The 24,078-nt window shown below is 62.3% G+C and carries 23 protein-coding genes; 12 read left to right on the top strand and 11 right to left on the bottom strand.

Annotation, left to right across the window (positions count from 1 at the left end):
* Positions 1 to 5: 5 nt before the first annotated feature.
* The 6 genes from BG57_RS11185 to BG57_RS11160 all read right to left on the bottom strand — a co-directional run bounded on the left by BG57_RS11185 (position 6) and on the right by BG57_RS11160 (position 5,965).
* Positions 6 to 935 carry a quinoprotein relay system zinc metallohydrolase 2 gene (locus tag BG57_RS11185; RefSeq protein WP_035963012.1) on the bottom strand — a complete coding sequence of 310 codons (930 nt, stop codon included), beginning with the start codon at positions 933 to 935 and terminating at the stop codon, positions 6 to 8.
* Positions 932 to 1,906: a LysR family transcriptional regulator gene (locus BG57_RS11180; RefSeq protein WP_035963009.1), complete on the bottom strand. Its 975-nt coding sequence runs from the start codon at positions 1,904 to 1,906 to the stop codon at positions 932 to 934. Before BG57_RS11180 ends, BG57_RS11185 begins: the two co-directional genes overlap by 4 nt.
* Before the next feature lie 24 nt (positions 1,907 to 1,930).
* Entirely contained in the window at positions 1,931 to 2,701 is a 771-nt protein-coding gene (locus tag BG57_RS11175) for a hypothetical protein (RefSeq protein ID WP_035963008.1), read from the bottom strand.
* On the bottom strand, positions 2,698 to 3,615 hold the full coding sequence (locus BG57_RS11170; RefSeq protein WP_035963006.1) for a quinoprotein dehydrogenase-associated putative ABC transporter substrate-binding protein: 918 nt from the start codon (positions 3,613 to 3,615) through the stop codon (positions 2,698 to 2,700). The genes BG57_RS11175 and BG57_RS11170 overlap by 4 nt, the downstream gene beginning before the upstream one ends.
* Before the next feature lie 42 nt (positions 3,616 to 3,657).
* Positions 3,658 to 4,071: a c-type cytochrome gene (locus BG57_RS11165; RefSeq protein ID WP_035963004.1), complete on the bottom strand. Its 414-nt coding sequence runs from the start codon at positions 4,069 to 4,071 to the stop codon at positions 3,658 to 3,660.
* An 82-nt stretch (positions 4,072 to 4,153) separates the two neighbouring features.
* Positions 4,154 to 5,965: a methanol/ethanol family PQQ-dependent dehydrogenase gene (locus BG57_RS11160; RefSeq protein WP_035963002.1), complete on the bottom strand. Its 1,812-nt coding sequence runs from the start codon at positions 5,963 to 5,965 to the stop codon at positions 4,154 to 4,156.
* A gap of 385 nt (positions 5,966 to 6,350) precedes the next feature.
* Here BG57_RS11160 and BG57_RS11155 point away from each other — a divergent pair, with 385 nt between their 5' ends.
* The 9 genes from BG57_RS11155 to BG57_RS11115 all read left to right on the top strand — a co-directional run bounded on the left by BG57_RS11155 (position 6,351) and on the right by BG57_RS11115 (position 14,627).
* Entirely contained in the window at positions 6,351 to 6,725 is a 375-nt protein-coding gene (locus BG57_RS11155; protein ID WP_035963000.1) for a 4a-hydroxytetrahydrobiopterin dehydratase, read from the top strand.
* Between the two features lie 852 nt (positions 6,726 to 7,577).
* Positions 7,578 to 8,600 (top strand): beta-ribofuranosylaminobenzene 5'-phosphate synthase family protein, encoded by a 1,023-nt coding sequence (locus BG57_RS11150; RefSeq protein ID WP_035962997.1) that lies wholly within the window; start codon positions 7,578 to 7,580, stop codon positions 8,598 to 8,600.
* 43 nt (positions 8,601 to 8,643) lie between these two features.
* Complete coding sequence (locus BG57_RS11145; protein ID WP_035962996.1) at positions 8,644 to 9,573, top strand: NAD(P)-dependent methylenetetrahydromethanopterin dehydrogenase; 930 nt, start codon at positions 8,644 to 8,646, stop codon at positions 9,571 to 9,573.
* The gene (locus BG57_RS11140) at positions 9,573 to 10,727 is read left to right on the top strand and encodes an ATP-grasp domain-containing protein (RefSeq protein ID WP_052005729.1); all 1,155 of its coding nucleotides are present in this window, start codon (positions 9,573 to 9,575) and stop codon (positions 10,725 to 10,727) included. The genes BG57_RS11145 and BG57_RS11140 overlap by 1 nt, the downstream gene beginning before the upstream one ends.
* A 3-nt stretch (positions 10,728 to 10,730) precedes the next feature.
* Positions 10,731 to 11,717, top strand: a complete 987-nt coding sequence (mch, locus tag BG57_RS11135) for a methenyltetrahydromethanopterin cyclohydrolase (protein WP_035962992.1) — start codon at positions 10,731 to 10,733, stop codon at positions 11,715 to 11,717.
* Positions 11,702 to 12,658 (top strand): ATP-grasp domain-containing protein, encoded by a 957-nt coding sequence (locus BG57_RS11130; RefSeq protein WP_035962990.1) that lies wholly within the window; start codon positions 11,702 to 11,704, stop codon positions 12,656 to 12,658. The genes mch and BG57_RS11130 overlap by 16 nt, the downstream gene beginning before the upstream one ends.
* Positions 12,645 to 13,490: a triphosphoribosyl-dephospho-CoA synthase gene (locus BG57_RS11125; RefSeq protein ID WP_035962989.1), complete on the top strand. Its 846-nt coding sequence runs from the start codon at positions 12,645 to 12,647 to the stop codon at positions 13,488 to 13,490. The genes BG57_RS11130 and BG57_RS11125 overlap by 14 nt, the downstream gene beginning before the upstream one ends.
* Before the next feature lie 166 nt (positions 13,491 to 13,656).
* Entirely contained in the window at positions 13,657 to 14,166 is a 510-nt protein-coding gene (gene fae / locus BG57_RS11120) for a formaldehyde-activating enzyme (protein WP_035962986.1), read from the top strand.
* A gap of 80 nt (positions 14,167 to 14,246) precedes the next feature.
* Complete coding sequence (locus BG57_RS11115; protein WP_035962984.1) at positions 14,247 to 14,627, top strand: hypothetical protein; 381 nt, start codon at positions 14,247 to 14,249, stop codon at positions 14,625 to 14,627.
* A gap of 20 nt (positions 14,628 to 14,647) precedes the next feature.
* Here the strand turns inward: BG57_RS11115 and BG57_RS11110 are convergent, their stop codons facing one another.
* A complete protein-coding gene (locus BG57_RS11110; protein ID WP_035962983.1) occupies positions 14,648 to 15,106 on the bottom strand; it encodes a dihydroneopterin aldolase in 459 nt (152 codons plus the stop codon).
* A gap of 314 nt (positions 15,107 to 15,420) precedes the next feature.
* Between BG57_RS11110 and BG57_RS11105 the strand changes: the two genes are divergently transcribed.
* From BG57_RS11105 to BG57_RS11095, 3 genes are read left to right on the top strand one after another with little or no spacing between them, the layout of a single operon-like run.
* Positions 15,421 to 17,442: a sigma-54-dependent Fis family transcriptional regulator gene (locus BG57_RS11105; protein WP_035962981.1), complete on the top strand. Its 2,022-nt coding sequence runs from the start codon at positions 15,421 to 15,423 to the stop codon at positions 17,440 to 17,442.
* Positions 17,439 to 18,038: a flavoprotein gene (locus tag BG57_RS11100; RefSeq protein ID WP_035962979.1), complete on the top strand. Its 600-nt coding sequence runs from the start codon at positions 17,439 to 17,441 to the stop codon at positions 18,036 to 18,038. Before BG57_RS11105 ends, BG57_RS11100 begins: the two co-directional genes overlap by 4 nt.
* Positions 18,017 to 19,417, top strand: a complete 1,401-nt coding sequence (locus BG57_RS11095) for a DUF6513 domain-containing protein (RefSeq protein ID WP_035962976.1) — start codon at positions 18,017 to 18,019, stop codon at positions 19,415 to 19,417. The genes BG57_RS11100 and BG57_RS11095 overlap by 22 nt, the downstream gene beginning before the upstream one ends.
* Here BG57_RS11095 and BG57_RS11090 read toward each other — a convergent pair.
* From BG57_RS11090 to BG57_RS11075, 4 genes are all read right to left on the bottom strand, one after another.
* Positions 19,414 to 19,959, bottom strand: coding sequence for a thioredoxin family protein (locus BG57_RS11090; protein ID WP_035962975.1), 546 nt, complete (start codon positions 19,957 to 19,959; stop codon positions 19,414 to 19,416). The genes BG57_RS11095 and BG57_RS11090 overlap by 4 nt on opposite strands.
* A gap of 116 nt (positions 19,960 to 20,075) precedes the next feature.
* On the bottom strand, positions 20,076 to 21,113 hold the full coding sequence (fba, locus tag BG57_RS11085; protein WP_035962973.1) for a class II fructose-bisphosphate aldolase: 1,038 nt from the start codon (positions 21,111 to 21,113) through the stop codon (positions 20,076 to 20,078).
* A gap of 15 nt (positions 21,114 to 21,128) precedes the next feature.
* Positions 21,129 to 23,171 (bottom strand): transketolase, encoded by a 2,043-nt coding sequence (tkt, locus tag BG57_RS11080; protein WP_035963077.1) that lies wholly within the window; start codon positions 23,169 to 23,171, stop codon positions 21,129 to 21,131.
* 32 nt (positions 23,172 to 23,203) lie between these two features.
* Positions 23,204 to 24,076, bottom strand: coding sequence for a phosphoribulokinase (locus tag BG57_RS11075; RefSeq protein WP_035962972.1), 873 nt, complete (start codon positions 24,074 to 24,076; stop codon positions 23,204 to 23,206).
* Between the last annotated feature and the right edge of the window lie 2 nt (positions 24,077 to 24,078).

Below are 24,078 nucleotides of genomic sequence, written 5' to 3'. Positions count from 1 at the left end.
TGCCGCTACTTCTCCCATTCCAGCTCCGCATAAGCTGCTGTCACGTTGCGGCGATGATAGACGTCGTACAGGAGCCACTTGTCCCGCTGATCGACGCCTACCGTGTTCACGGCTTGCTGAATGGTATCGCCTCGCTTGATGGCCGCTCGCACATCGCGCGCCAGTTCCGCGAGGTACTGCTCTTCCGCTTCGATGGACTGAGGCCAGGGGGCATCGAGCGGGCCGTGCCCCGGCACCACATGACGCGGATTCATCTGCTTAATGCGCGCTATGTCGTCGAGCCAGCCAACCACACTGCCATCTACCACCGGTATGCATCCGACGAAAAGAAGATCGCCTAGCCATAGCGTTCCGCTCTTCTCATCGTATACCGTGATGTCGTTGTTCGTATGCGCTGTTTTCCATGTATGCAGCGTCAACGTGCGGCCGCCGAGATCGAGGGAGGCGCTTCCATCCACCGTCAGCGTCGGCGGAACGATCTCGCTTCCATCTGCCGCCGCTCCGAGTTCGCGATTCAGCGCGCGAAGATAATTGTCGCCGCGCGCCGCCTCGGCTTGCGGGAGCTTTACGCTGCCGACGAACTGCGCGTGCTCGTCCTTGAACGCCCCATTGCCGAAGATATGATCTGGGTGCATGTGCGTATTGATGACATAGCAGACAGGCAAGGGCGTGACCGCGCGAATCGCCGCGCGAAGCTGCCGGCCTTCGGCGAGCGTGCCGCCCGTGTCGATCACCGCGACGCAGCGCGCACCGACGATGAATCCCACGTTAGCAATATCGCCGCCGTTAGCGGGCGTCGCGACATCGTCGTGTCCGCGATGCACATAGTTGCCCGGCGCGATCTGCTGCACCGCGAACGCCGATGCGGCATGCGCTTTCATCGAACCGCATAGCGCGAGAAATACCAGCGCGCGCAGCATCGACGACACGGTCATCGAATGCTTTCCGCATCGGCAAGACGCTTAGAACGCAAGAGGCCGAACTCCGCGTACTCCCGCTCGAGAAACGGCTCGGCGTGTTCGAGAAGAAAGCGTCGAAACGCGAGACACGTCGGCGACAATTGCTTGGTGCGCGAATGCACGAGCTGCCACGTTCTCTCGACCGGCGTGCCGTTCACATCCAGCACGGCGATCTCACCGGTACGCAATTCGAGTGCGAGCGTATGCAGCGAAATCAGGCTCACGCCCATGCCTGCCATCACGGCCTGTTTGATGGTTTCGTTGCTTCCGAGCGTCACGCTGCGTGAAGGCACGAAGAGATTCTGCTTGAACACATGTTCCGATACGGCGCGCGTGCCGGACCCCGGCTCGCGCAACAAGAAGGTATCGCCGGCGAGCTCCTGCAAGTCGAAGCCCCGCGCATGCCGCAAAGGATGCGACAGCGGCGCAACGATGACATGCGGATGCCATGCAAGCGGCTCGGCCGTCGTTCCAAGCTCGGGCGGCGGCCGGCCCATGATGGCGAGATCCGTCGCATTGTCCTGCAGCAGCCTGAGCAAGGTCTCGCGATTGCCGACCGAGAAACGCACATCGACCTTCGGGTATTGCCGCGAATAAAGCGCAAGCAGCTTCGGCGCGAAGTAAGTGGCCGAACTCACGATGCTGACCGCAATCGATCCGCTATCGGCTTGTCTGAGCGACATCATCGCGTCTTCGGCGTCCTTGATTTCACCGAGAATGCGGCTCGCATGATGTTGCAATCGCTCGCCCGCTTCCGTCAGTGCAAGCCGGCGCGCGACGCGTTCGAATAGCGGCAAACCCACTGCGTCTTCGAGTTGCTTGATCTGCATCGATACCGCCGGCTGCGTGAGATGCAGTTCTTCAGCGGCACGCGCAAAACTCGGGCACCGCGCGGTAATCACGAAGATCTGAAGCTGACGCAGCGTGAGGGAACGGATGAAGTTCATGCGCGGGATGCGGCATCGAACCGCTTACCGGCTCGCACGCGGCGCGTTTCCCGTCTTCACGGGCGCACCTGGGGGCGGCGGCGAGATATTCTTGAGCGCACCCTGGAAAGCAATGGTCTCCTTCTGCATCGGATGCGCGAAATCGTTGCCCGCGCCCGGAACTTCGGTCCGAATGAGGAGGACGCGGCCCGGCACGTCATCGGAAATGACGAACGTATAGCGTTTGCCGACACATTGCGCGAAGCGGTCCGCGTTTGGATCGTTGAGGTAAGGCTGAATTACGATCTGCCGCGCATTGACGTTCTTGCTGTTCTTGAGACCGAGCGCCTCCGCTGAAACCGGCGTGATCGCGGGGCTTGCGGCGAGCGCCAGGCGTACGCGCTGCTGAAAATAGCGCTTCTGTCCGCCCGTCAACTGCTGCATCTCGGTGATGTCGTGTTCCAGAAAATAGATGATGACGGGATTGCATGGCAAGCCGCCCGGAACGTCGACGTTGCCCGTGCGATCCGTCAGCCGTGCATCGTTCTTCGCATTGCCGGGGCTCATCACGATTACGCGCACCGTATCGCTGACTTTCGCCGGCGGGCCCGAATAGTCGACCGCGTAATCCAGTTCCGTCATCGGTTCGATGCCGGTCATGTGCGGCTGCATGAAGAGCATGCGCTCGGCCGGCGCGATGTCCGGACTAGGCGCGGACGCGGGCGGCGCATCCGCGGCGAATGCGTTCGTCGCCGCGACGACAGCGAGCGCGCACGCCGCGACCAGCGCGCGAAGCCTTGCATGTGGGGCGTTCATTGCACTTGCGCCGGTTGCATCGGCTGTAGCGGCAGCAAGGGGACCTGATAGCTCGTGAGAATCTGATCGATCTTCGGCTGATTGGAAGCGATCCAGCCATCCACCTTGTCGCGCCACGCCTTCTCGCCATAGCGCACGCCCATCGAGATTTCGAAATCGAAGCGGATGCCCGGCTGCGGCGGAAAGGCCACGAGCCGCACCTTGTTATCCGAGCGATTCACGAAATAGCCCGCGATGGGACCCCACACGAAAGCCGCATCGACATTGCCGCGTGTGAGATCGCGTTCGATCAGCTCGCCGGGAAAAGCTTCCGGGTCGCCGCTTTGCCCTTGATACGACACAGCCTGATCGATGAGATTATTTCGCAGCAGCCAATCCACTGCGGGACTCTTGACGAAGATTCCGAGCTTCATCTTCTTGAGCTGATCGGGCGGCAAGTTGACGAGGTCCGCCGGCGTCTTGATGCTCGCGTACTCGGGCCGGTTCGGAAGCACCATTGCATAGGTGGAATGCAGATAGGGCCGCGTTGTCGACGTCAGCTCATAGCCCTTGGGCACGCCTATGATCAGATCGCACTTGAAGCGTTCGGTATCGGGCACTTTCTGGCGCAGCGTATTGCGCACGAAGCCCATGCGCTGCGGATAGTACGTGTATTCGAGCTTATAGCCGAAGTCACTCGCCATCTGGCTCGCGATCTTGTTCTCGTAGCCTTCGCCCTTGTCGTTGGAGAGCGGCATGTTGTTCGGATCGGCGCATACGCGCAATACGCCGTCTGCGCCGTCGTTGTTCGGCAGATCCGGCGGCGGGCCGCCTGCGCCCTGTGCATATGCCGCATGCGCGGCAAGCGCCGTGAAGCATGCGGTCAGGAACCGCAACGATCGGAACAATGCGCCGCTGGCAGGACGGTGATGCATGAAGCCTCCGGGAGTGAACGCGGTCATCGAACGTCGACGTGCTTACTTCGCATCTATCGCCTGCAAGTCGCCCGGATTGATCTTGCCGTCTGAACGTCCCTTCAGATACGCGTAAAGATTCTCCCAATTCTTTTGCATCATCTGGCTTGCGCTGAAGTCGGGCATACCCTTATCCACGCGCCCGCCGAATACGGTGCGATGAAACTCATTCTTGTCGAGCGTCTTCAATGCATCGACCAGCGACGGGCCGACCATGCCTTCCTGCTTTGCGCCGTGACAGCGTTCGCACGCGAGTGCGCGCCATGTACGCCAGCCCTGCAGCGTATCGTTGTCGACCTTGTTGCCGTCGACGACCTTGTACGCCACCTGTTTCATCTTCCCCGAATCGGTCTGGGCAAACGAAACGGACGACGCAGCGAGCGCCATCGAAAGCAGCAAGAGTGATCGGCCTTTCATGCGTCTGTCTCCATGAATATGATTTTTGTGCGCGGCGGCGCGTCTTGCCGCCGCGCGATACCACTACGTTAAGGACGCTGCATCAACCGCCGGGAATGGCGAACACGAACAGCGTGCCGCCGAGCGCCGTGTACTTGGCCAGTTCCTTATAGCCACCGACCGCGCCCAGGCCTTCAGTCGACTTCTCGAGACCCGCCGCCATGCCGATGCCGGCCCAGCCGCCAATGCCCGAATAGACGCCGACATATTGCTTGCCCTGATACTGATACGTGAACACGTTGCCGATGATCCCCGACGGCGTCTTGAACTTCCAGAGCTCCTTGCCGTCCTTGATGCGAACCGCCTTGATGTACCCTTCGAGCGTGCCGTAGAACACGATGCCGCCTGCCGTTGCGAGCGCACCGGACCACACCGAGAACCGCTCCGGCTTGGACCACGTGATCTTGCCCTTGGCTGCATCCCACGCGATGAAGTTGCCCATCGAACCCTTCTCGTTCGGGCCCGGATACATCGACAGCGTTGCGCCGACGAACGGCTGACCCGACACGTAGTCCACCTGGAACGGCTCGTAATCCATGCAGACGTGATTGGTCGGCACGAGGAAGAGACTCGTGTTCGGATCGAATGCGGCGGGCTGCTGATCCTTCGATCCAAGGGCTGCGGGACAGATGCCTTTCACGTTGACATCGGGACCTGCCTTCTGCGTCGAATAGGTTGCATTGCGAATCGGCAGGCCGCTCTTCAGGTCGACGCTATCGGCCCAGTTCACAGCGGGGTCGTACTTCTGTGCGACGAGCAGTTCGCCCGTTTCACGATTCAACGTGTAGCCGAACCCATTGCGGTCGAAGTGAACGATAGCGGGCACTTTCTTGCCGCCGATGTTCAGGTCCGACAGGATCATCTCGTTGACGCCGTCATAGTCCCATTCGTCGTGCGGCGTCATCTGATAGACCCACTTCGCCTTGCCCGTATTCAGATCACGCGCGAAGATCGACATGGACCACTTGTTGTCGCCGGGGCGCTGAGTCGGATTCCAGGTGCCCGGATTGCCGGTTCCGTAGTAGACAAGGTTGAGTTTCGGATCCCATGCGTACCAGCCCCATGTGGTGCCGCCGCCGTATTTCCACTGATCGCCTTGCCAGCTCTTGAGCGATGAGTCCGCTCCGATCGGCGTCATCTTTCCGTCGGTCCAGGTCATGGTTTGCTGCGGGTCGAGCAGCATTTCATCGTCGGGACCGGTGCTATAGGCCTTCCAGACTTCCTTGCCGTCCTTGATGTTGTAGGCGATGAGCCGCCCGCGCACGCCGAACTCGCCGCCGGAGATGCCTGTCAGGACCTTGTCGCCGAATACGTGTGGTGCGTTCGTATTGGTTTCGCCCTTCTTGGCGTCGCCGTTCTGAGCGGACCATACGACGTCGCCGGTCTTGGCATCGAGTGCGACGAGTTTGGTGTCGGCCTGCTGGAGGAAGATCTTGCCGTCGCCATAAGCGAGACCGCGATTGACGGTGTCGCAACACATCACCGAGATGACTTGCTGATCCTGTTTCGGCTGGTACTGCCAGATGAAGGTCTGGTCTTTCAGATTGATGGCGATGACCTTGTTCGGGAACGGCGAGTGGATGTACATCGTTTCGCCGATGACGAGCGGCGAGCCTTCGTGACCGCGTAGCACGCCGGTCGACATGGTCCAGGCGACCTGTAGTTTGCCGACGTTGCTTTCGTTGATCTGCTTGAGCGTGCTATAGCGGTGATTTGAGTAATCGCCCGCTTGCGCCGCCCAGTTCGAGGGGTTCTTGATGAGGCTGTCGAGTTGCGGATCGGCCTGCGCCACATAGGAATTCAAGCCTGCCGTCGCGACCACCGCCAGTCCAAGAACCAGGGTGCGTAAGTTCATGTCTCCTCCAGAATGATGATGCTTCCGACCCACGGATGACCACGCTACCGGCTTGCATCGTGCGCGCCTTCTGGATGCAGGTAACGCGTTGCGCTTTGCCCGGTTCTTTGCCGGACGCTTGCGTATCGGGGCCAATTGCATATTCCATGCCGGTTTGTTGCGCTCTTTATGTGCAGAGCGATCGTGCGTAACGGTTCTTTGTTTGATGGCCGTGCGCGCCGGTGGTGTGAGACATACTGTGTCAAATCCGCGAATTTCTTTGCTTTTTGTTCTGTGCTGTGGGGCTTTTCGTTTCTGACGCGTTGCAGCAGGGTTTTCGTTGCTGCGTTGGGCGGCGGGCGTGCATACTGGACGCGTGTGTTCTATTGCCAAGCGAGGCATCGCCATGAGTTCTACGGAGAAGGTTTATACCGACGACGAAGTGCAGCAGCGGCTTACGGGACCGCTTTCGCACTGGTATCTCGAGGATGGATGGCTTAGGCGCAAGTTCAGAACGGAAGGATGGAAAGGGACGCTCATGGTCGTGAATACCGTCGGGCATCTGGCCGAAGCGGCGTGGCATCATCCGGATTTGACGGTTTCCTACGCGTTTGTTGTCGTCAAGCTCAAGACTCACTCTGCTAAGGGAATTACCGATAAAGACTTTGCGCTTGCTTCGAAGATCGAAGAGGTCGTGCAGTGGCAGCCTTCACGGGAAGGCGGGCCGCTCGAGGGGACCCCTTCCGGGGATCAGCGGTTTCGGTATATCAAGTACGATTGATTTCTTTTTGCCCTTGGGCGGGCGGGCTTTTATTTCTTCTTCGGTTTTTCGTGTCGGTTTATTAGCTCGCCCCTCCCCGGGGCGGGGGTCACTTTCTTGGCAGTCGGCCAGAGTTGGCGCTTTAGCGCCTTACTCTGGTCCCATGCAAAGAAAGTAACCAAAGAAAGCAGCTTTTTTCTGAACCGCACAAAGCACTAACTTGTGTGGTCACTTCGTAGAACCTCCGTGGCACTCAGATTGAAACAGCCCTGAATCACCTTCCGCGCCCGCTGAGCGCCACGTCCTCCGAGCCCCTTGGCTCGACAAAACCAACTGCTCACAAACGCCCCCGATACTGCGCACTCTCAAATGAGTCGAATGACTCCGCAGGATTACGTTCAGTTCGGTTGCAAGCGCATCACCATCTTCTCCTCGCCTCGACTTCGCTTTGCTTTGCCGTGCCTTCTCGCGCCGGTTGGGGGGCGCGTGGTGCTTGATGTGCGTTCGGTGTTAACGAGCCAAGGGGCTCGGAGGACGTTGGTAGTCAGCGGGCGCGGAAGGTGATTCAAGGCTCTTTCAAGCTGAGTGCCACTGATGTTCAACGGAGTGACCACACAAGTCAGTGCTTCGGGCCAAAAAAGCTGCTTTCTTTGGTTACTTTCTTGGCTGTCGACCAGAGTTGGCGCTTTAGCGCCTTACTCTGGTCCCATGCAAAGAAAGTGACCCCCGCCCCGGGGAGGGGCGCGCCAATAGACCGACACGAATACAAGCTAACCGAGACAAGAACGAACAACAACAAAGAGTCCTTGGTACACCTTTTGCCTTAACCAAAAACCCCCCACCCGGCGCAAGCAGAGAAAAAGTCCAACTTCTGTGGAATACGAAAAAACCCGCCTATCGCCGCCCCGTGCGATCACCCTTTCAGCCTCGGCCCGACTGCATCTGGGCTTCATCGATCCAAACGGCTCGCTGGGCCGATCCTTCGGCAGCGTCGGCCTGACGATCGAGAACCACGACACACGGCTCACCGCCAAGCTAACGCAGCACGCCACACGCATCCACGGCGCAACGACGCCAGCACAACGCGACCGCATCGCGACGCACGTCGAACAACTACAGGCAGCGCTGAAAGAACCCCGCCACATCGATATAGAAGTGCACGAAACCCCGCGCGCCCATACCGGCCTCGGTTCCGGCACTCAACTCGCGCTCGCAGTAGGAACGGCCTTCGCCCGCATCACAGGGCGCCACATCGAGACAGCGGAACTCGCACACATAACGCATCGCGGCGCGCGTTCCGGCATCGGCATTCACGGCTTCGATCACGGCGGCCTGATCGTCGACGGCGGACGCAGCAGCGCCTCCACGCTACCTCCCCTCATCGCGCGACAGCCGTTTCCGGATGCATGGCGCATCCTGCTCATCGACGACACCTCGCGCGAAGGACTGCACGGCGATGCCGAGAAACGCGAGCTTGCAGCACTCGCACCCTTTCCCGCATCGCTCGCCGCGCACCTCGCGCATCGCGTCCTGATGCAGCTTCTGCCCGCAGTCGCGGAAAGCGATTTCGATACCTTCGCCAGCGCCATCACCGACATGCAGCAAACCATCGGCGAATACTTCGCGCCCGCGCAAGGCGGCCTGTTCGCAAGCCCCGCCGTCGCACGCGCACTCGAAGCCGTCGCGGCGGAGCAGAAGGCCGGCGTCGGGCAAACATCATGGGGGCCAGTCGGCTTCGCGTTCGTCGCGAGCGCCGAACACGCCGAGCGCGCGCTCGAAACCGCGAGGAAAGCCGCGCGCCACCCGTCGCTCACGTTCTCCATCGCGACCGCGCGCAATCGCGGCGCAACATGGCGCGCCGCAGATCATCGACAGCCCGGCGCCGATGCCGCCTGACGGCAGCACACGCACGCATTCCCATCGATACGAGTCCATCACCATGCACGAAGCCACCGAAAGACCGTACGTCCTGCACATGTTCACGAGCACGCCGCAGATGAGTCCGTTCGATGTCAACATGGCGGCCGACGCCGGTTATCAAATCCTCGTGCCGTACTGCAACGTCGATATCGACAGCGTCGTGCAGCTCACACAAGACGCGATCTTCTCGCGCGGGCCGAAGGGCGTGTCGCGCACCGGCATCTTTATAGGCGGACGCGACGTCATGCTCGCTGCGGACATGCTCGAACGCGCACGCAACGCGATGGTCCCGCCGTTCGAAGTCTCCGTCTTCGCCGATCCGAGCGGCGCATACACGACAGCCGCCGCGCTCGTCGCGCTCGCGGAAAAGCATCTGAAAGCCGTGCATAACGTCGGCTTCGACGGCAAACGTCTGCTGATACTCGGCGGCACCGGCGCGGTCGGACGCGTGGCGGCCGCGATGGCCGCATCGCTCGGCGCGGACGTCGCCGTCGCGAGCCATTCGAGTCAGTCACGCGCCACCCAGGTCAGCGACGAGATCAACCGCCGCTTCGATATCGCCACATCGGGCGTCGCGACAGGCACGCCCGAGCACCTGCATCGCGAACTCGCGCGGGCGGAGATCGTCTTCGCGACAGCCGCAGCCGGCGTGCAGGTGATGACCGCCACCGATCTCGCCCACGCGAAGCATCTGCTGATCGCCGCCGATGTCAACGCCGTGCCGCCCGAAGGCATCGCCGGCGTTCACGTGATGGACGACGGCAAGCCGCTCGCAGGCGCCGCGCGTCCGGATGCTATCGGCATCGGCGCGCTCGCGATCGGCAACGTGAAGTATCAGGCGGAGCATCGGCTCTTCCTGCGCATGCGAACCGGGGGAAAACCCGTTTATCTGGGCTTTCCCGAAGCATTCGACGAAGCGCGCGTCATCGTCGCGGGACAAGACTCATGATGGCCTCGCGTGCGCCTCGCGTCGCGGTGGCGGGTCTGTCCGCGCGTCTGCTCGCACAATCGGCCGAGCGCGCGGGCCTCAACGTGGTCGCGCTCGATATCTTCGGCGATCGCGATACACGCGCGCACGCCGACATGTGGCTCGATATCGGCGGCGACGGATTGTCAATCGATCGCGGGCGTCTCTACGATGCGCTCGAATGCGCCGCACGCCTGCCGCGCATGCTGGGCCTCATCGTGACGAGCGGCCTCGAACCGCTCGCGACGGAACTGAGCCGCGCGCCGCGCGTGCCGCGCTTCATCGGCAACGGGGCGCAGGCGCTGGCCGTACGCGATCCACGGCGCTTCTTCGCGTTGCTCAATGAAGTGCATGTGCCGCATCCGGAAGTGCGCTTCACGCCGCCAGAGGACGCGCGCGGATGGCTCGTCAAGCGTTCGGATGGCTGCGGCGGCACGCATATCGAGTGGGCGCAAAACGTCGATCGCATTCACGCCGATGCCTATTTCCAGCGGTTTTCGCGAGGCCGTTCGATGTCGGCGCTCTTCGTCGCCGCACACCGCGAAGCGACGGTGATCGGCTTCGCGGAGCAACTCACGACGGCGGCGGGCAACCTGCCTTTCGTGCATGCGGGTTCGCTCGGGCCGATCATGCTGCCCCGCGATATCGCCGAACGCGTCGTTCAGGCAATTGAAACGATCGTATGGAAAACGGACCTCACGGGACTGAACAGCATCGACTTCCTGCTCGATGACGATACCTTCCAGGTCCTCGAAATCAACACGCGCCCTTCTTCGACGATGGCGCTCTACGAAACCGCATGGCCCGATGCGTGGCCGCGTGGTTTGATCGGCGCGCATGTCGAGGCCTGTCTCGACGGCGACTTGCCGCATACGGCCTGCACGTGGAAACATGCCCCGCCGCTGATCGCGGGGCAACGTGTCGTCTTTGCGCCGCAAGGCTTCACCGTATCGAGCCTGTTCAGCGATGCGTGTTTCGTGGATGCCGAGTGCCATGACGTGCCATCGCCCGGCACGCGCATCGAAGCGGGCATGCCTGTCTGCACGATCACCGCGACTGCATCCACGCTCGATGCATTACGCGTCGAACTCGATAGCCAACGCACGAGTCTTCTGCAACGCATCAATGTGAACTAGCCCATGACTTCGACTTCCGCACTCAGCGTCAATGCACTCAGCGAGCCGCTCGTCAAACAACTCATCGACGATGCGCAACGCCTTCGCGTCGACATCGTTCGCACGCCGGCAGGCACCGTTATCGTCGATGCAGGCGTGAACGCGGCAGGCAGCGTCGAAGCGGGCCTGTTGATCGCGCGCATCTGCATGGGCGGCTTGGGGCACGTGACGCAGCGCATCGCTTTCGATGCCGCTCCGCTCTGGCCTGCCTTCATCGAAGTGCATGCGTCGAATCCGGTGCTCGCCTGCCTCGCGAGTCAATACGCGGGCTGGAGCCTTTCGGCGACCAAGGAGCAAACGGGCGGCAAGAAGTTTTTCTCGTTGGGCTCCGGTCCCGCACGCGCGCTCGCATGCAAGGAGCCGCTTTTCGATGAACTCGGCTATCGCGACCGTCACGATCGCGGCGCGCTCGTCATGGAAGTGGACCGCTTGCCGCCGCAAGTCGTCATCGACAAGGTGCTCAACGATTGTGGCCTCGCGCCGGCGAACCTCGTCATTGCGGTGACACCGACGCAATCTGTCGCGGGGACGGTGCAGGTCGTTGCACGCGTCGTCGAAGTTGCGTTGCACAAGACGCATGTGCTCGGCGTCGATCTGAACGAGATCGTCGATGTGAGCGGCAACGCGCCCTTGCCGCCGCCCGCGCCCGACGGCGTGCAGGCCATGGGCCGCACCAACGATGCGATCCTCTACGGTGGCCGCGTGCATCTCACCGTGAAAAGCGATGCGGTTGCGAAGAAGCTCGCGGCCGAGTTGCCTTCGTCGAATGCGCGCGGCTATGGCGAACCGTTCGCGGACATCTTCAAGTCCTTCAACTACGACTTCTATCAGATCGACGCGGCGCTTTTCGCGCCCGCCGAAGCATGGGTCTCCAGCCTCGAAAGCGGCGTCACGTATCACGGCGGCACGTTGAACAAGGCGCTGCTGGACGCGCAATGGCAGGCGCGATGACACGCATTGCGATCATGACCGACGAGACGGGCTGGCACACGAGCCGCCTCAGGAAAGCATTCCGCGCGCGCGGCGTCGAAGCGCGTTGCGTCGATCTCGCGGATTGCCGCATCGATACGACATGGAAGCCGCATGGTCTCGCGATTCCCGGCTTCGGCCACACGCTGCCCGATGCGGTGTTCGTGCGAGGCATCGCGGGCGGCACGTTCGAGCAAGTCACGCTGCGGCTCGGCATCCTGCACGCGCTGCGCGAAAGCGGCGTGCCCGTCTATAACGATGCACGCGCCATCGAACGCAGCGTCGACAAGTCGATGACGAGCTTTCTGCTGAACCGCTATGGCGTGCCCACACCCGCGACGTGGGCCGGCGAATCGTCCGCATTTGCCCAGCGCGTGCTGATGCGCGAACGCGCCGCAGGACGCAAGCTGGTGATGAAGCCGCTGTTCGGATCGCAAGGCAAGGGCTTGCAACTGCTCGGCGACGACGCCTGCGAACCGCTGCCATCGCTCGAATCGTTCGGCAAAGTGGCATATCTTCAGCGTTATGTCGATGGCGGCGAGCCCGGCTTCGACTGGCGCGTACTCGTGATCGGCACGCGGGCGGTCGCGGCGATGAAGCGCGTCGGCGGCGACGGCTGGATTCATAACTTCGCACGCGGCGCGGCGTGCGAGGCCGCTGAGTTGACGCCTTCGTTCGCGGATGTTGCCGTGCGCGCAAGCGCGGCGCTCGGGCTGGATTACGCGGGTGTCGACCTGATCGCTTCCGCCGCATCCGACGAACGGCCGCTCGTGCTCGAAGTGAACGGCGTGGCGGCGTGGCGCGGGTTGCAATCGGTGACATCGTTCGATATCGCGACACTGCTCGTCGACGATCTTCTCGACGGCAAGCTCGCTGCATCGCAACGGGCGATGACGTTCGCGAGCGGCCATGGACGCGCCTGACCCAACGCGAGAACAACGCGCACGTGCAGCGTTTTTGCGCGCATGCCGCCTCGATGTGGAGACGGCCAAACCCGGCAACGTGAGCATCGCCAGCGCGGGACACGGCATGACGTCGGCGCAATTCATCATCAGCGCAGGCACGGCCGCAGCCGGGCTTTTCGTTCCGGGCGCGAGCGTCGGCGCGCGCATTCTCGATGCCGTGCGCCGCACCTTCGATGCGGTCGCCTGCAATACGAATCTGGGCATCGTGCTGCTTGCCGCGCCTTTGTGCGCTGCGCTCGAACGCGTGCCGGGCGATGCGGACATCGACATCGTTCATTGGCGCGCGGAAACAGAGCGTGTGCTCGCATCGCTCGATATCGACGATGCCCGCCTCGCCTATCGCGCGATCGCGATTGCGAATCCCGGCGGCCTCGGCGACGCGCCGGAGCAATCGGTGCACGAAGCGCCGACCGTCGATCTGCGCACGGCCATGTCGCTCGCCGCCGATCGCGACAGCATTGCGCGACAGTACGCGAACGGTTTCGCGGATGTGTTCGATGCGGCGCAGCGCGCGGACGTCACGAAAAACACCGCAATACTAGGGATATTCCTTAGCTTCCTTGCCGCCTTGCCCGACTCGCACATAGTGCGCAAGCAAGGCGCGGCGATGGCGCAAAGTGTCACGCGCGATGCAGCCCTGCATCACGCGCGCTGGCTCGCCGCCGGCTCGCCCGCCGACGATCCCGAACTCGCCGCATGGGACGCCGAACTCAAGGCGCGCGGCATCAATCCCGGCACGAGCGCGGACCTTGCCGTGGCGGCGCTCTTCGTCGCGTTGATGACGGCGTAAACGAAGAAAACGCGCTACGTCCCCCGCAAAAGTGGCACGGATCATGTTTAGGAAGTGCGCGGTTATGCCGCCCCGTTTTTCAACGAGCCTTGCGCGGTTCTCATGCCGTCGCTAGCGAAAGAGCAAGTCGGTCGTCCCAAGAACCACCCATCACTGGAGGAAGAGCATGGCCAAGATCAACCGCGTCCTGATAGGAGAGTCGCTGGTCGGCGAAGGCAACGAGGTCGCACATATCGACTTGATCATCGGACCGCGAGGCTCCGCTGCCGAGACAGCGTTCTGTCACGCGCTCACGAACAACAAGGATGGCTTTACATCGCTGCTTGCCGTGGTCGCGCCGAATCTCATCACGAAGCCGAACACGATTCTCTTCAACAAGGTGACCATCAAGGGCGCAAAGCAGGCCGTGCAGATGTTCGGCCCCGCGCAGCATGCGGTGGCGCTGGCCGTGGCCGATAGCGTCGAGGACGGCACCATTCCGGCAGACGAAGCCGACGACCTCTTCATTTGTGTCGGCGTGTTCATCCACTGGGAAGCGTCCGACGACAAGAAGATTCAGGAGTTCAACTATCGCGCGACGAAGGAATCCATTCAGCGAGCCGTTGCAGGCGAGCCGAAAGCGGCTGATGTCGTAGCGAAGAAGGGTACCGTCGCGCATCCGTTCGCGGCGTCCTGATCGAAGCGACTTGTCCCGCGGCCGGCGCGCATGATGCAACGCCGGCCGCTCATCATCGACGATAAAGCGAGATTCATCGAATGATCCCACGTTGCCGCACGCTCGCGATGTTCGCCGCGCTCTCGCTCGCCTCGTCGTTTTCCTTCGGCGCGGACGCGCAAGGACATGATTATCCGACCGAGGGCCGCGTCGAATACGTGCTGAGCTGCATGGACGACAACGGGCACGACTTCGTGAACGTCTACAAGTGCTCGTGCGCGATCGACAGAATCGCGAAGGTGCTCAACTACGACGACTTCGTCGAGCAGTCCACGTTTTCCAAGTACGCCACGTTAGGCGGCGAAGGCGGAGCGGAATTCCGGGTGGACCGCGCGAAGGCCCAGACCAAGAAGTTCCGCGAGTTGCAGCGCGATGCGTTCAAGGCCTGCGGCATCGTGCAGCGCACATCCACCGGAAAATAGGCCGCTTAGGCCGCTTGAAGTTACTGCGGGACATATCCGCGTCCGATCCAGCCGAGGCCCGTTGTATCGGACCATGAACGGCGGCGCTCGATCACGACGCCGACCGCATCGACGTCATCGAATTTGGCGGGCTTCGCGAGCGAGATCTTCACCCAGTGCGCGCCGAAATCCGCGATCACCATCTGCGCGATGCGCTCGGCCAGCGCCTCGAGCAATTGCAGACGATGCGAAGCGAGCAGCGCATGAATGGCGTCGCGCACGGCCGCGTAATTGATCGTGTCGTCGATGTGATCCGTAGTGCACGCGCGGATCGACGGCACGCCGATCATGAGGCTCATGCGAACGGGCTGCGCCTCGTGCAGTTCGTTCTTGTCGATGCCGATGACCGTCCGGCCCGTCAATCCGTCGATATAAACGATATCCATCGCGGCGTCGTGCTGTTCAGTGAAGGCTTCGCGGATCGGATCGAATCGGCCCATGCGTTAGTGCCTCGCGTGAGTGTGCGGCGCTTCAACGCCGCAGGAATCCGTAAGCTGCAAGCAAAAAGCGGGCGCAAACAAGCTTCTTTATGCGACTACCAATTGAACACCGGCGTCATAGGATGTACAGTTTTTGAGAACCGGGAGTCCGAACAACGGCATCCGCCCGGCTACGAGGCGCGCACGCGTGCGGCAGACAGCACGACGGCAATGGATATCGAGCCGCAGCGCCAGCGGAAATCACAACGGATACGGCGTCCGAAGGCCGCGCGGCGAACGCGCGGCGGAACGCGGCGCCACGGAGACACGCCCTCATGTCGTCGCTTGCTGACGTAGATACGCATGTCCGGGAAGTGCTGAATATCGTCAATAACCCGCTGGCTTCACGGCGCGCGAGCGATTCCGTCGCGCAATCGTGGATGCGTTGCCTCACCGAATTCCATCTCGATCCGGGCCGCTTCGTCATGCCGCCCGTGCTCACGCAGCGCGAACTGACCGAGCGCCGCGAAGCCGCGAGCGATCTCATCGCGTGTTCGAAGCTGGAGATGACTACGCTCTATCAACAACTCGCGGACCCCGAGCTGGCAGTCGTGCTCGTCGACGCCGACGGCGTGATCGTGCATCAGGTGTCGTCGGTGCCGTTCGGCGAAGCCGTCGCCGCTGATGGCCTGCGCGTCGGCGCGCTATGGAGCGAACGCGAGGCCGGGACGAACGGCATGGGCACATGTCTGATCGAGCGCGATTGCATTGCGGTTTGCCAGCACGAACATTTCTATCCGCGCTATACGTCGCTCACCTGTTCCGCCGCGCCGATCTTCGATGAACGCGGCGCGGTGGTCGGAGTGCTGGATGTCACGAGCCGCTCGAAGCTCTTGCAGCAGCATTCGCTCGTGCTCGTCGGCATGTCGCGGCAGATGATCGAAAATCGTCTGATCGATGCGCGCTACCGCCACGCGAACATGATTCACTTCCATAGCCGGCCGGAGTTCGTCGGCACGCTGCACGCGGGCAAGCTCGCCGTCAGCGACGAGGGCATCGTGCTGGCCGCGAGCCGCAGCGCGCTTTTCCAGCTCGATTTGCGTTCGCCGGGCGAGCTATGCGGCAAGCGCATCGAAGAAGCGTTCAACGCGACGCTCGAAGACATGATCGCGCGCAGCATTCGCGGCTCGTTCCATCCGGTCACCGTCTATAGCGCAAAAGCGAACAGCCGTTTCTTTCTTACCGCCCAAACGCCGCGCGAAGCCGCAAGCAACGGAACGCGCATTCTGATGAACGACACGCGCGCCAAGCCCGCGCGCAAGGAAACGCGCGACGCGACCGGCACGGGCCGGCTCGACAAGCTCTCGCATCTGGAGTTCGGCGACCCGCGCATGGCCTCGCAGATCCAGCTTGCCGCACGCGTCATTCAACGCAAGATCCCGATCATCCTGCGCGGGCAAACGGGCACGGGCAAGGAAGTGTTCGCGAATGCGCTGCACAGCATCAGCCCGAATGGAAGCGGCGCATTCGTCGCGGTGAACTGTGCATCGTTGCCGGAGAATCTCATCGAGAGCGAACTGTTCGGCTATCGCGCGGGCGCATTCACCGGCGCGCAGCGTGAAGGCCGGCGCGGCAAGATCGTGCAGGCCAACGGCGGCACGCTTTTTCTCGATGAAATCGGCGATATGCCGCTCGCGTTGCAAGCGCGTCTGTTGCGCGTGCTCGAAGAACACGAGGTCACGCCGCTCGGCGCGGAGACCACCGTCAAGGTCGATTTCCAACTGATCAGCGCGAGCCACCGAAATCTCATCGAACTCGTGCAGAACGGCATTTTCCGCGAGGACTTGTACTATCGGCTCAACGGTATCGAGATCAATCTGCCGCCATTGCGTGAACGCGCCGATGCGCTCGCGCTCATCGGCCATATTCTCGAAACCGAATCCGACGATCCGCCGGCCTTGAGCGCCGAAGCGCGCCAGGCGTTGCTCAACTATCCGTGGCCCGGCAATATCCGGCAATTGCGGCATGTGCTGCAGATGGCGATCGCACTCTGCGATGGCAATGAGATCCGCTGCGCGCATCTGCCGCCGGAGATACTGAGCGGGGCATGGGCGCGTGCAACGAGTACGGCGCCATCGGCGGCGCCTGCGCATCTCACCGACGATGCGCAGATGAGCGCGCTCAACGCCATTCAGGTGAAAGAGCGCGAGACGGTGTTGCTGCTGCTCGACGAGCATCGCTGGAACGTGAGCAATGTCGCGAAGGTGCTCGGCATCAGCCGTAATACGCTTTATCGCAAGATGCATCGGCTGCATATCCGGCTGTCGCATGATTCGTCCTCGCCGCACGACGCATGACGCAGCCGACGCCTGCCCGCCGGCTCGACGAGTTCAAGCCCGACGCACACTTCGCATGGTGCGTGACAGGGTCGGGTCACATGATCGAAGAGTCGATCGATCTGGCCTTGCGTCTGCCGCGTTGCGACCTGTTTCTTTCATCGGCGGGCGAAGAAGTGCTGCCGCTCTACGGCTGGCCCATGAAGAGGCTGCGCGAGCACTTCAAGGTGTTTCGCGACAACAGCGCGAGCAGCGTGCCCGTCGGCATGCTTTATAACGGCGACTATCACACGGTCGTGATCGCGCCCGCGACGAGCAACACGGTCGCGAAGTGTGCGCTCGGCATCTCCGATACGCTGCCCACGAATCTCTTCGCGCAAGCGGGCAAGCAATGCGTGCCGGGCATCGTGTTCGCATGCGATACCGCGCCGAGCGTCATCACGCAGACGCCGCACGAATGGGTCGAAGTGAGGCCGCGTGCGATCGAGTTCGAGAACGTCAAGCGGCTTGCGGGCATCGAACACACGACCGTCGCCTATACGCTCGATGACCTGCGCGCCGCTCTCGACCGGCGGCTCACGCAACTCACGCTCGCATGGAACACATCGTCTTCCTGACCGGCCGTCTTGCCGAGCAGAGCTTGTATCGCGTGCTCGAAGGCATTGCGCCTGTCGATGCAGCATCGCCGTTCACATGGGAAGTGCGCGAACTTGGCTTGCAGGTGGCGGGGCTGATGACCGCCGACATGATCCGCCGGCGCGTCGCGCTGCCGCTCACCGAAGGCACAAATCGCATGATCGTGCCGGGCCGATGCCGCGGCGACCTCGATGCGCTCAGCGCGCACTATGGCGTGAAGGTCGAGCGCGGGCCCGAAGAAGTGAAGGACCTGCCGCAGTTCTTCGGACGCGAGGCGCGGCACGTGGATTTATCGCGCTACGAGACGGAGATTTTCGCGGAGATCGTGGACGCGCCGCGTCTCGACCTCGATGGCATCGCCGCGCGTGCGCGCGAGTACGTGAGCCAGGGCGCGAATGTCATCGATATCGGCTGTCTGCCCGAGACGCCGTTTCCGCATTTCGAAGACGCGGTGGCGATGCTCAAGGAACAGGGTTATCGCGTCAGCGTCGATTCCATGCTCACCGACGAGCTGTTGCGCGGCGCGCGGGCGGGCGCGGATTATCTGATGAGCCTGAACATCGATACCTTATGGATCGCCGACGAAACCGCGTCGACGCCGATCCTCGTGCCGCGCGAGCCGCACGGTATGGCCTCGCTCGATGCAGCGATCGACGCCATGCAAAAGCGCAACCGCCCCTTTCTCGCCGATCCCATTCTCGACCCGATCCCGTTCGGGCTCGCCACGTCCATCGCGCGCTATGTGAGTCTGCGCGAGCGTCATGCCGATATCGCGATCATGATGGGCATCGGCAACGTCACGGAACTGACGGAAGCGGACACGAGCGGCATCAACGCCGTGCTCATGGGGATGGCCGCTGAGTTGCGGGTGGCGGCCGTGCTGACGACATCGGTCAGCCTGCATGCAAGCCGCGCGGTTCGCGAAGCCGATGTCGCGCGCCGCGTGATGCATGCCGCACGCGAAACGCAGACGCTGCCAAAGGGCATGACCGGCGATTTATCGGCGCTGCATGCTAAACGGCCGTTTCCGTATAGCGCACAAGAAATCGATGCGCTGGCTTCGTCCGTTCGCGATCCAAACTTTCGCGTGCAGGTGTCGGAGGAAGGCATTCACGTGTACAACCGGGACGGGCATCGCCTGGATGTCGATCCGTTCGCGCTCTATCCGCAGTTGCAGCTTGAAACGGATGGCGGCCACGCGTTCTATATGGGCGTGCAGCTTGCGCGTGCGGAAATCGCGTGGCAACTGGGCAAGCGCTTCGATCAGGATCAACCGCTGGACTGGGGATGTCAGGTAGATCGGCCAGAAGAGGATCTGAGCGCATGGCATGCGCCCGGACCGACGATGAAGAAGCGCTAAGCCTTCCACTTGATCGAGCAGCCGAGAGCCGGGTATTGCTCGTCCGGTTCGCGGCCCTCGACAATGGCGCGCATCGCTTCGTAAAGGTCCCTTCGCGCGGCGGGCAACGGTTCCTTGCGCGATGCATCGATGCGCCCTCGATAACGCAAGCGCAGTTCCGCGTCGAAGCCGAAGCATTCCGGCGTGCAGACTGCGCCGTAAGCGCGCGCCACTTCCTGAGTTTCATCGTGGAGATAGGGGAACGGCATCCGCCATTCTTTTGACACGGCGATCATGCGGTCGAAGGCGTCGTCGGTGTAGATGCTTGCATCGTTCGAATTGATGCTCGCCAGGCCGACGCCTAGTTCTTTCAAGTCGATCGCGTCGCGGATCAAATGGGGAAGCGCCGCCTTCACGTAGGGGCAATGGTTGCACATGTAGACGAGCACGAGGCCCTTCGGACCGCGCAGCGTGTCGAGGTTGTAGGTGCGGCCATCGGTGGCGGGAAGCGTGAACGCGGGCGCGATTGCGCCGAGTTCCGCAGTCGGAGATTCGGTCGGCATGAGATAGCTCCCAATTGGCCGTTCGGAAGATTGGCGTGCGTGGCGGAGTCGGTTAGCATGGAAGCTATTGTTAGTTATACGGAGTATCCATGTACATTTCATCGGCCCGAGCCTGATCACTGATACCGCCTCGCCATCGCCTCCATCCCCAAAGGCTTGATCCTTTCCGCCTGCCCTTCACACCCGAACGCCCGAAAACGTTCGATGCAAAGATCGCGCGCCGCCGCCGTCGCCGCTTTCAACGCATGCCGCGGATCGAACTCCGATTTGCTCGATGCCATCGCGCGCCGCATCGCACCGGTCATCGCGAGGCGAATGTCCGTATCGATGTTCACTTTCCGCACGCCATTCGCGATGCCGCGCCGAATCTCCTCCACCGGCACGCCGTATGTCGATGGAATCTCACCACCGTACTCGCGTATCACGTCGAGCCACTCTTGCGGCACCGATGACGACCCGTGCATCACCAGATGCGTATCCGGAATGCGCGCATGTATCTCAGCGATGCGATCGATCGCGAGGATATCGCCCGTCGGCTCGCGGCTGAACTTGTATGCGCCATGCGACGTGCCGATCGCAATGGCAAGCGCATCGATGCCGGTTGCATCGACGAAATCGCGCGCTTCATCGGGATCGGTCAACAAGCGCTCACGGCCAAGCGCGCCTTCCGCACCCACGCCGTCTTCCTCGCCCGCACGACCCGTCTCGAGCGATCCCAGACAGCCGAGTTCGCCCTCCACCGAGACGCCCACCGAATGCGCTGCATCCACCACGCGGCGGCTGACGGCCACGTTGTAATCATAGTCGGCGGGCGTCTTCTGATCGGGCATGAGCGAGCCGTCCATCATCACCGACGTGAAGCCCGAGCGGATCGCCTGCTGACACACCGCCGGGCTCGCGCCGTGATCCTGATGCAGCACGACAGGTATACCCGGATGCGCCTCGACCGCAGCAAGCACGAGATGCCGCAGATACGGCTCCCCCGCGTACTTGCGCGCGCCCGCCGATGCCTGCAGGATCACCGGACTCTTCGTTGCTTCCGCGGCCTGCATGATCGCGTGGACCTGCTCCATGTTGTTGACGTTGAACGCGGGCACGCCATAGCCATGCTCCGCCGCGTGATCAAGCAGTTGCCTCATTGCGATGAAAGCCATCGTCGTTCTCCCGGTTCACGCCGCGACACGGCGCGCCTGCTCGATGACAGCCGCCGTCGTAACGCCGAAATGCGCATATAGTTCCCCCGCCGGCGCGGATTCGCCGAAACGGTCGATGCCCACCACGCCGCCATGCAATCCGACGTATTGCCGCCAGTACGCCGTCACGCCCGCTTCGACCGCGACGCGCGGCACCCCTTCCGGCAACACGCGCTCGCACCATGCGTGACACTGCCGGTCGAACACCGTCGTGGACGGCATCGACACGACGCGAGCGAGAATGCCCTCGCGCTTCAGCGGTTCGATGGCCGCAAGCGCCAGCGCCACTTCCGATCCCGTCGCGATCAGCACCACGCGCCGCGCATCGCGCTCCCATGCGCCGGGCCAATCCGCGAGCACATAGCCGCCGCGTTCGATCCCATCGATCTGCGCTTCATCGCGCGGCACGAAAGGCAGGTTCTGACGTGACAGCAACAAGCACGAAGGCCGGTCGCGCTCCACCGCGCTGACCCATGCCTGCGCGGTCTCGACGGTATCGCATGGACGCCACACGTCGAGGCCGGGAATCAGCCGCAACGTCGCGGCATGCTCGATCGGCTGATGCGTCGGGCCGTCTTCGCCGAGGCCGATCGAATCGTGCGTGAAAACGAACACCGTGCGCGTCTTCATCAACGCGGCCATGCGCAGCGCGTTGCGCGCGTAATCGGAGAACGTGAGGAACGTGCCGCCGAACGGCAGATAGCCGCGATGCAGCGCAACGCCGTTCATCATCGCGCTCATGCCGAACTCGCGCACGCCGAAGCGGACATAGTTGCCCCGTTCCGGCGATGCGGTAACGTCGATCGCATCCTTCCATCGCGTGAGATTCGAGCCCGTCAAATCCGCCGATCCGCCGAGCAATTCAGGCAATGCACGCGAGAGTCCTTCGATGGCGTTTTGCGATGCCTTGCGCGTCGCGATGGTCTGACGCGCGCGGTCGGCGTCACGCACGAGCGCATGCGCGGCATCGCGCCAGTTCGCCGGCAATGCACCACGCGTGCGCCGTTCGAATTCAGCGGCCTGCTCCGGATACACGCGACGATACGCATCCAGGCGACGCTTCCAGTCCTGCTGCACAGCCGCGCCTTCGTTGCGCGCATTCCATCGTTCGCGGATCGATGCGGGTATCTCGAAGGGCGGATGCGGCCAGTCGAGCGCGAGACGCGTCGCTTCGACTTCGTTGATGCCGAGCGGAGCGCCGTGCACGTCATGTGTGCCGGCCATCGACGGTGCGCCGTGACCGATCGTCGTCTTGCAGCGAATCAACGTGGGACGATCGGATGACCGCGCCTCGTCGAGCGCCGCCGAGACCGCTTCGACATCGTGGCCGTCGACTGGGGCGATCACGTGCCAGCCATAGGCCGCGAAGCGTTGCGGCGTGTCGTCGCTGAACCAGCCTTGCACGTGACCGTCGATGGAGATTCCATTGTCATCGTAGAGTACGGTGAGCTTATCGAGCCGCAACGTTCCGGCAAGCGACGCGGCCTCGTGCGTCACGCCTTCCATCAAACATCCATCGCCTACGAACACATACGTCCGATGATCGACGATCTCATGCCCCGGCCGATTGAACTCGCGCGCGAGCAGCGTCTCCGCGAGCGCCATGCCGACCGCATTCGCGAAGCCTTGCCCTAGCGGACCGGTCGTTGTCTCGACGCCGGGGGTTACGCCAACTTCGGGATGCCCGGGCGTCTTGCTTCCCATCTGCCGGAAGCGCTGGAGTTCTTCGATCGGCAAGTCATAGCCGGTGAGATGCAGCAACGCGTAAAGCAGCATCGAGCCGTGACCATTCGACAGCACGAAGCGGTCGCGATCGGGCCAGTCCGGATCAGCGGGATTATGTTTCAGGTGGCGGCTCCACAACGCGACGGCAATCTCGGCCATGCCCATCGGCATGCCGGGATGGCCCGAGTTCGCCTGCTGTACCGCATCGACGGCGAGCATGCGAAGCGCGTTCGCCATGTGGCGCGTATCGGGAGATCGAAAAGTTCGGGGCAAAGCCTCGGCGACGGCATTCATGAATGCCTCCATATTTGCAGGGGAAAAGCGGCTCAGGCGCGCGCGCGGCGGTCGCGCAACTGAAGAATCATCGGCGTGAAGATGAGTTGCATCGCGAGTCCCATCTTGCCGCCCGGCACGACGATCACGTTCGGGCGCGACATGAACGAGTCGTGCAGCATCGTGAGCAGATACGGGAAGTCGATGCCCTTCGGCTTCGTGAAGCGGATCACGACGAAGCTCTCGTCGGGCTGCGGAATCTCGCGTGCGGTGAACGGGTTCGATGTATCCACCGTCGGCACGCGCTGAAAGTTCACGTGCGTGCGCGAGAACTGCGGGCAGATGTAGTTCACATAGTCGGGCATGCGGCGCAGGATCGTATCGACGACCGCTTCGTGTGAGTACCCGCGCATGGTCTGATCGCGATGCAGCTTCTGTATCCATTCGAGGTTGATGATCGGCACGACGCCGACCAGCAGATCCGCATGGCGCGCAATATCGACCTTGTCGGTGACGGCCGCGCCGTGCAAGCCTTCATAGAACATCATGTCGGTATCGGACGCGATGTCTTCCCACGGCGTGAACGTGCCCGCGTCCTGTTTGAAATGCGCGGCTTCGGCGTCGTCGTGTATGTAACGCCGATACTCACCGCGACCGCTTTCGCCATACGTGCAAAAGAGGCGCTCCAGTTCTTCGAGCAGATTCGCTTCGGGCCCGAAGTGGCTGAAGTTGAGGATGCCATCGCGCTCGCTTTGCTTCATCGCTTCGCGCATGCCGAGGCGATCGTAACGATGAAAGGCATCGCCTTCGACGATTTGCGCATTGATGCGCTCGCGCCTGAATATATGCGTGAAACTCTTCATGACCGTGGTGGTGCCCGCGCCGCTCGAGCCCGTCACCGCGATGATCGGATGCTTGATTGACATGC

It is taken from the genome of Caballeronia grimmiae (genome assembly GCF_000698555.1).
GTDB classification, from domain to species: domain Bacteria; phylum Pseudomonadota; class Gammaproteobacteria; order Burkholderiales; family Burkholderiaceae; genus Caballeronia; species Caballeronia grimmiae.
This window is presented reverse-complemented; position numbering and strand designations above follow the sequence as displayed.

Coding starts and splice junctions, on each gene's coding strand:
- BG57_RS11185 (WP_035963012.1), bottom strand. CDS start 935: ATGACCGTGTCGTCGATGCTGCGCGCGCTGGTATTTCTCGCGCTATGC.
- BG57_RS11180 (WP_035963009.1), bottom strand. CDS start 1,906: ATGAACTTCATCCGTTCCCTCACGCTGCGTCAGCTTCAGATCTTCGTG.
- BG57_RS11175 (WP_035963008.1), bottom strand. CDS start 2,701: ATGAACGCCCCACATGCAAGGCTTCGCGCGCTGGTCGCGGCGTGCGCG.
- BG57_RS11170 (WP_035963006.1), bottom strand. CDS start 3,615: ATGCATCACCGTCCTGCCAGCGGCGCATTGTTCCGATCGTTGCGGTTC.
- BG57_RS11165 (WP_035963004.1), bottom strand. CDS start 4,071: ATGAAAGGCCGATCACTCTTGCTGCTTTCGATGGCGCTCGCTGCGTCG.
- BG57_RS11160 (WP_035963002.1), bottom strand. CDS start 5,965: ATGAACTTACGCACCCTGGTTCTTGGACTGGCGGTGGTCGCGACGGCA.
- BG57_RS11155 (WP_035963000.1), top strand. CDS start 6,351: ATGAGTTCTACGGAGAAGGTTTATACCGACGACGAAGTGCAGCAGCGG.
- BG57_RS11145 (WP_035962996.1), top strand. CDS start 8,644: ATGCACGAAGCCACCGAAAGACCGTACGTCCTGCACATGTTCACGAGC.
- BG57_RS11140 (WP_052005729.1), top strand. CDS start 9,573: ATGGCCTCGCGTGCGCCTCGCGTCGCGGTGGCGGGTCTGTCCGCGCGT.
- mch (WP_035962992.1), top strand. CDS start 10,731: ATGACTTCGACTTCCGCACTCAGCGTCAATGCACTCAGCGAGCCGCTC.
- BG57_RS11130 (WP_035962990.1), top strand. CDS start 11,702: ATGGCAGGCGCGATGACACGCATTGCGATCATGACCGACGAGACGGGC.
- BG57_RS11125 (WP_035962989.1), top strand. CDS start 12,645: ATGGACGCGCCTGACCCAACGCGAGAACAACGCGCACGTGCAGCGTTT.
- fae (WP_035962986.1), top strand. CDS start 13,657: ATGGCCAAGATCAACCGCGTCCTGATAGGAGAGTCGCTGGTCGGCGAA.
- BG57_RS11115 (WP_035962984.1), top strand. CDS start 14,247: ATGATCCCACGTTGCCGCACGCTCGCGATGTTCGCCGCGCTCTCGCTC.
- BG57_RS11110 (WP_035962983.1), bottom strand. CDS start 15,106: ATGGGCCGATTCGATCCGATCCGCGAAGCCTTCACTGAACAGCACGAC.
- BG57_RS11105 (WP_035962981.1), top strand. CDS start 15,421: ATGTCGTCGCTTGCTGACGTAGATACGCATGTCCGGGAAGTGCTGAAT.
- BG57_RS11100 (WP_035962979.1), top strand. CDS start 17,439: ATGACGCAGCCGACGCCTGCCCGCCGGCTCGACGAGTTCAAGCCCGAC.
- BG57_RS11095 (WP_035962976.1), top strand. CDS start 18,017: ATGGAACACATCGTCTTCCTGACCGGCCGTCTTGCCGAGCAGAGCTTG.
- BG57_RS11090 (WP_035962975.1), bottom strand. CDS start 19,959: ATGCCGACCGAATCTCCGACTGCGGAACTCGGCGCAATCGCGCCCGCG.
- fba (WP_035962973.1), bottom strand. CDS start 21,113: ATGGCTTTCATCGCAATGAGGCAACTGCTTGATCACGCGGCGGAGCAT.
- tkt (WP_035963077.1), bottom strand. CDS start 23,171: ATGAATGCCGTCGCCGAGGCTTTGCCCCGAACTTTTCGATCTCCCGAT.
- BG57_RS11075 (WP_035962972.1), bottom strand. CDS start 24,076: ATGTCAATCAAGCATCCGATCATCGCGGTGACGGGCTCGAGCGGCGCG.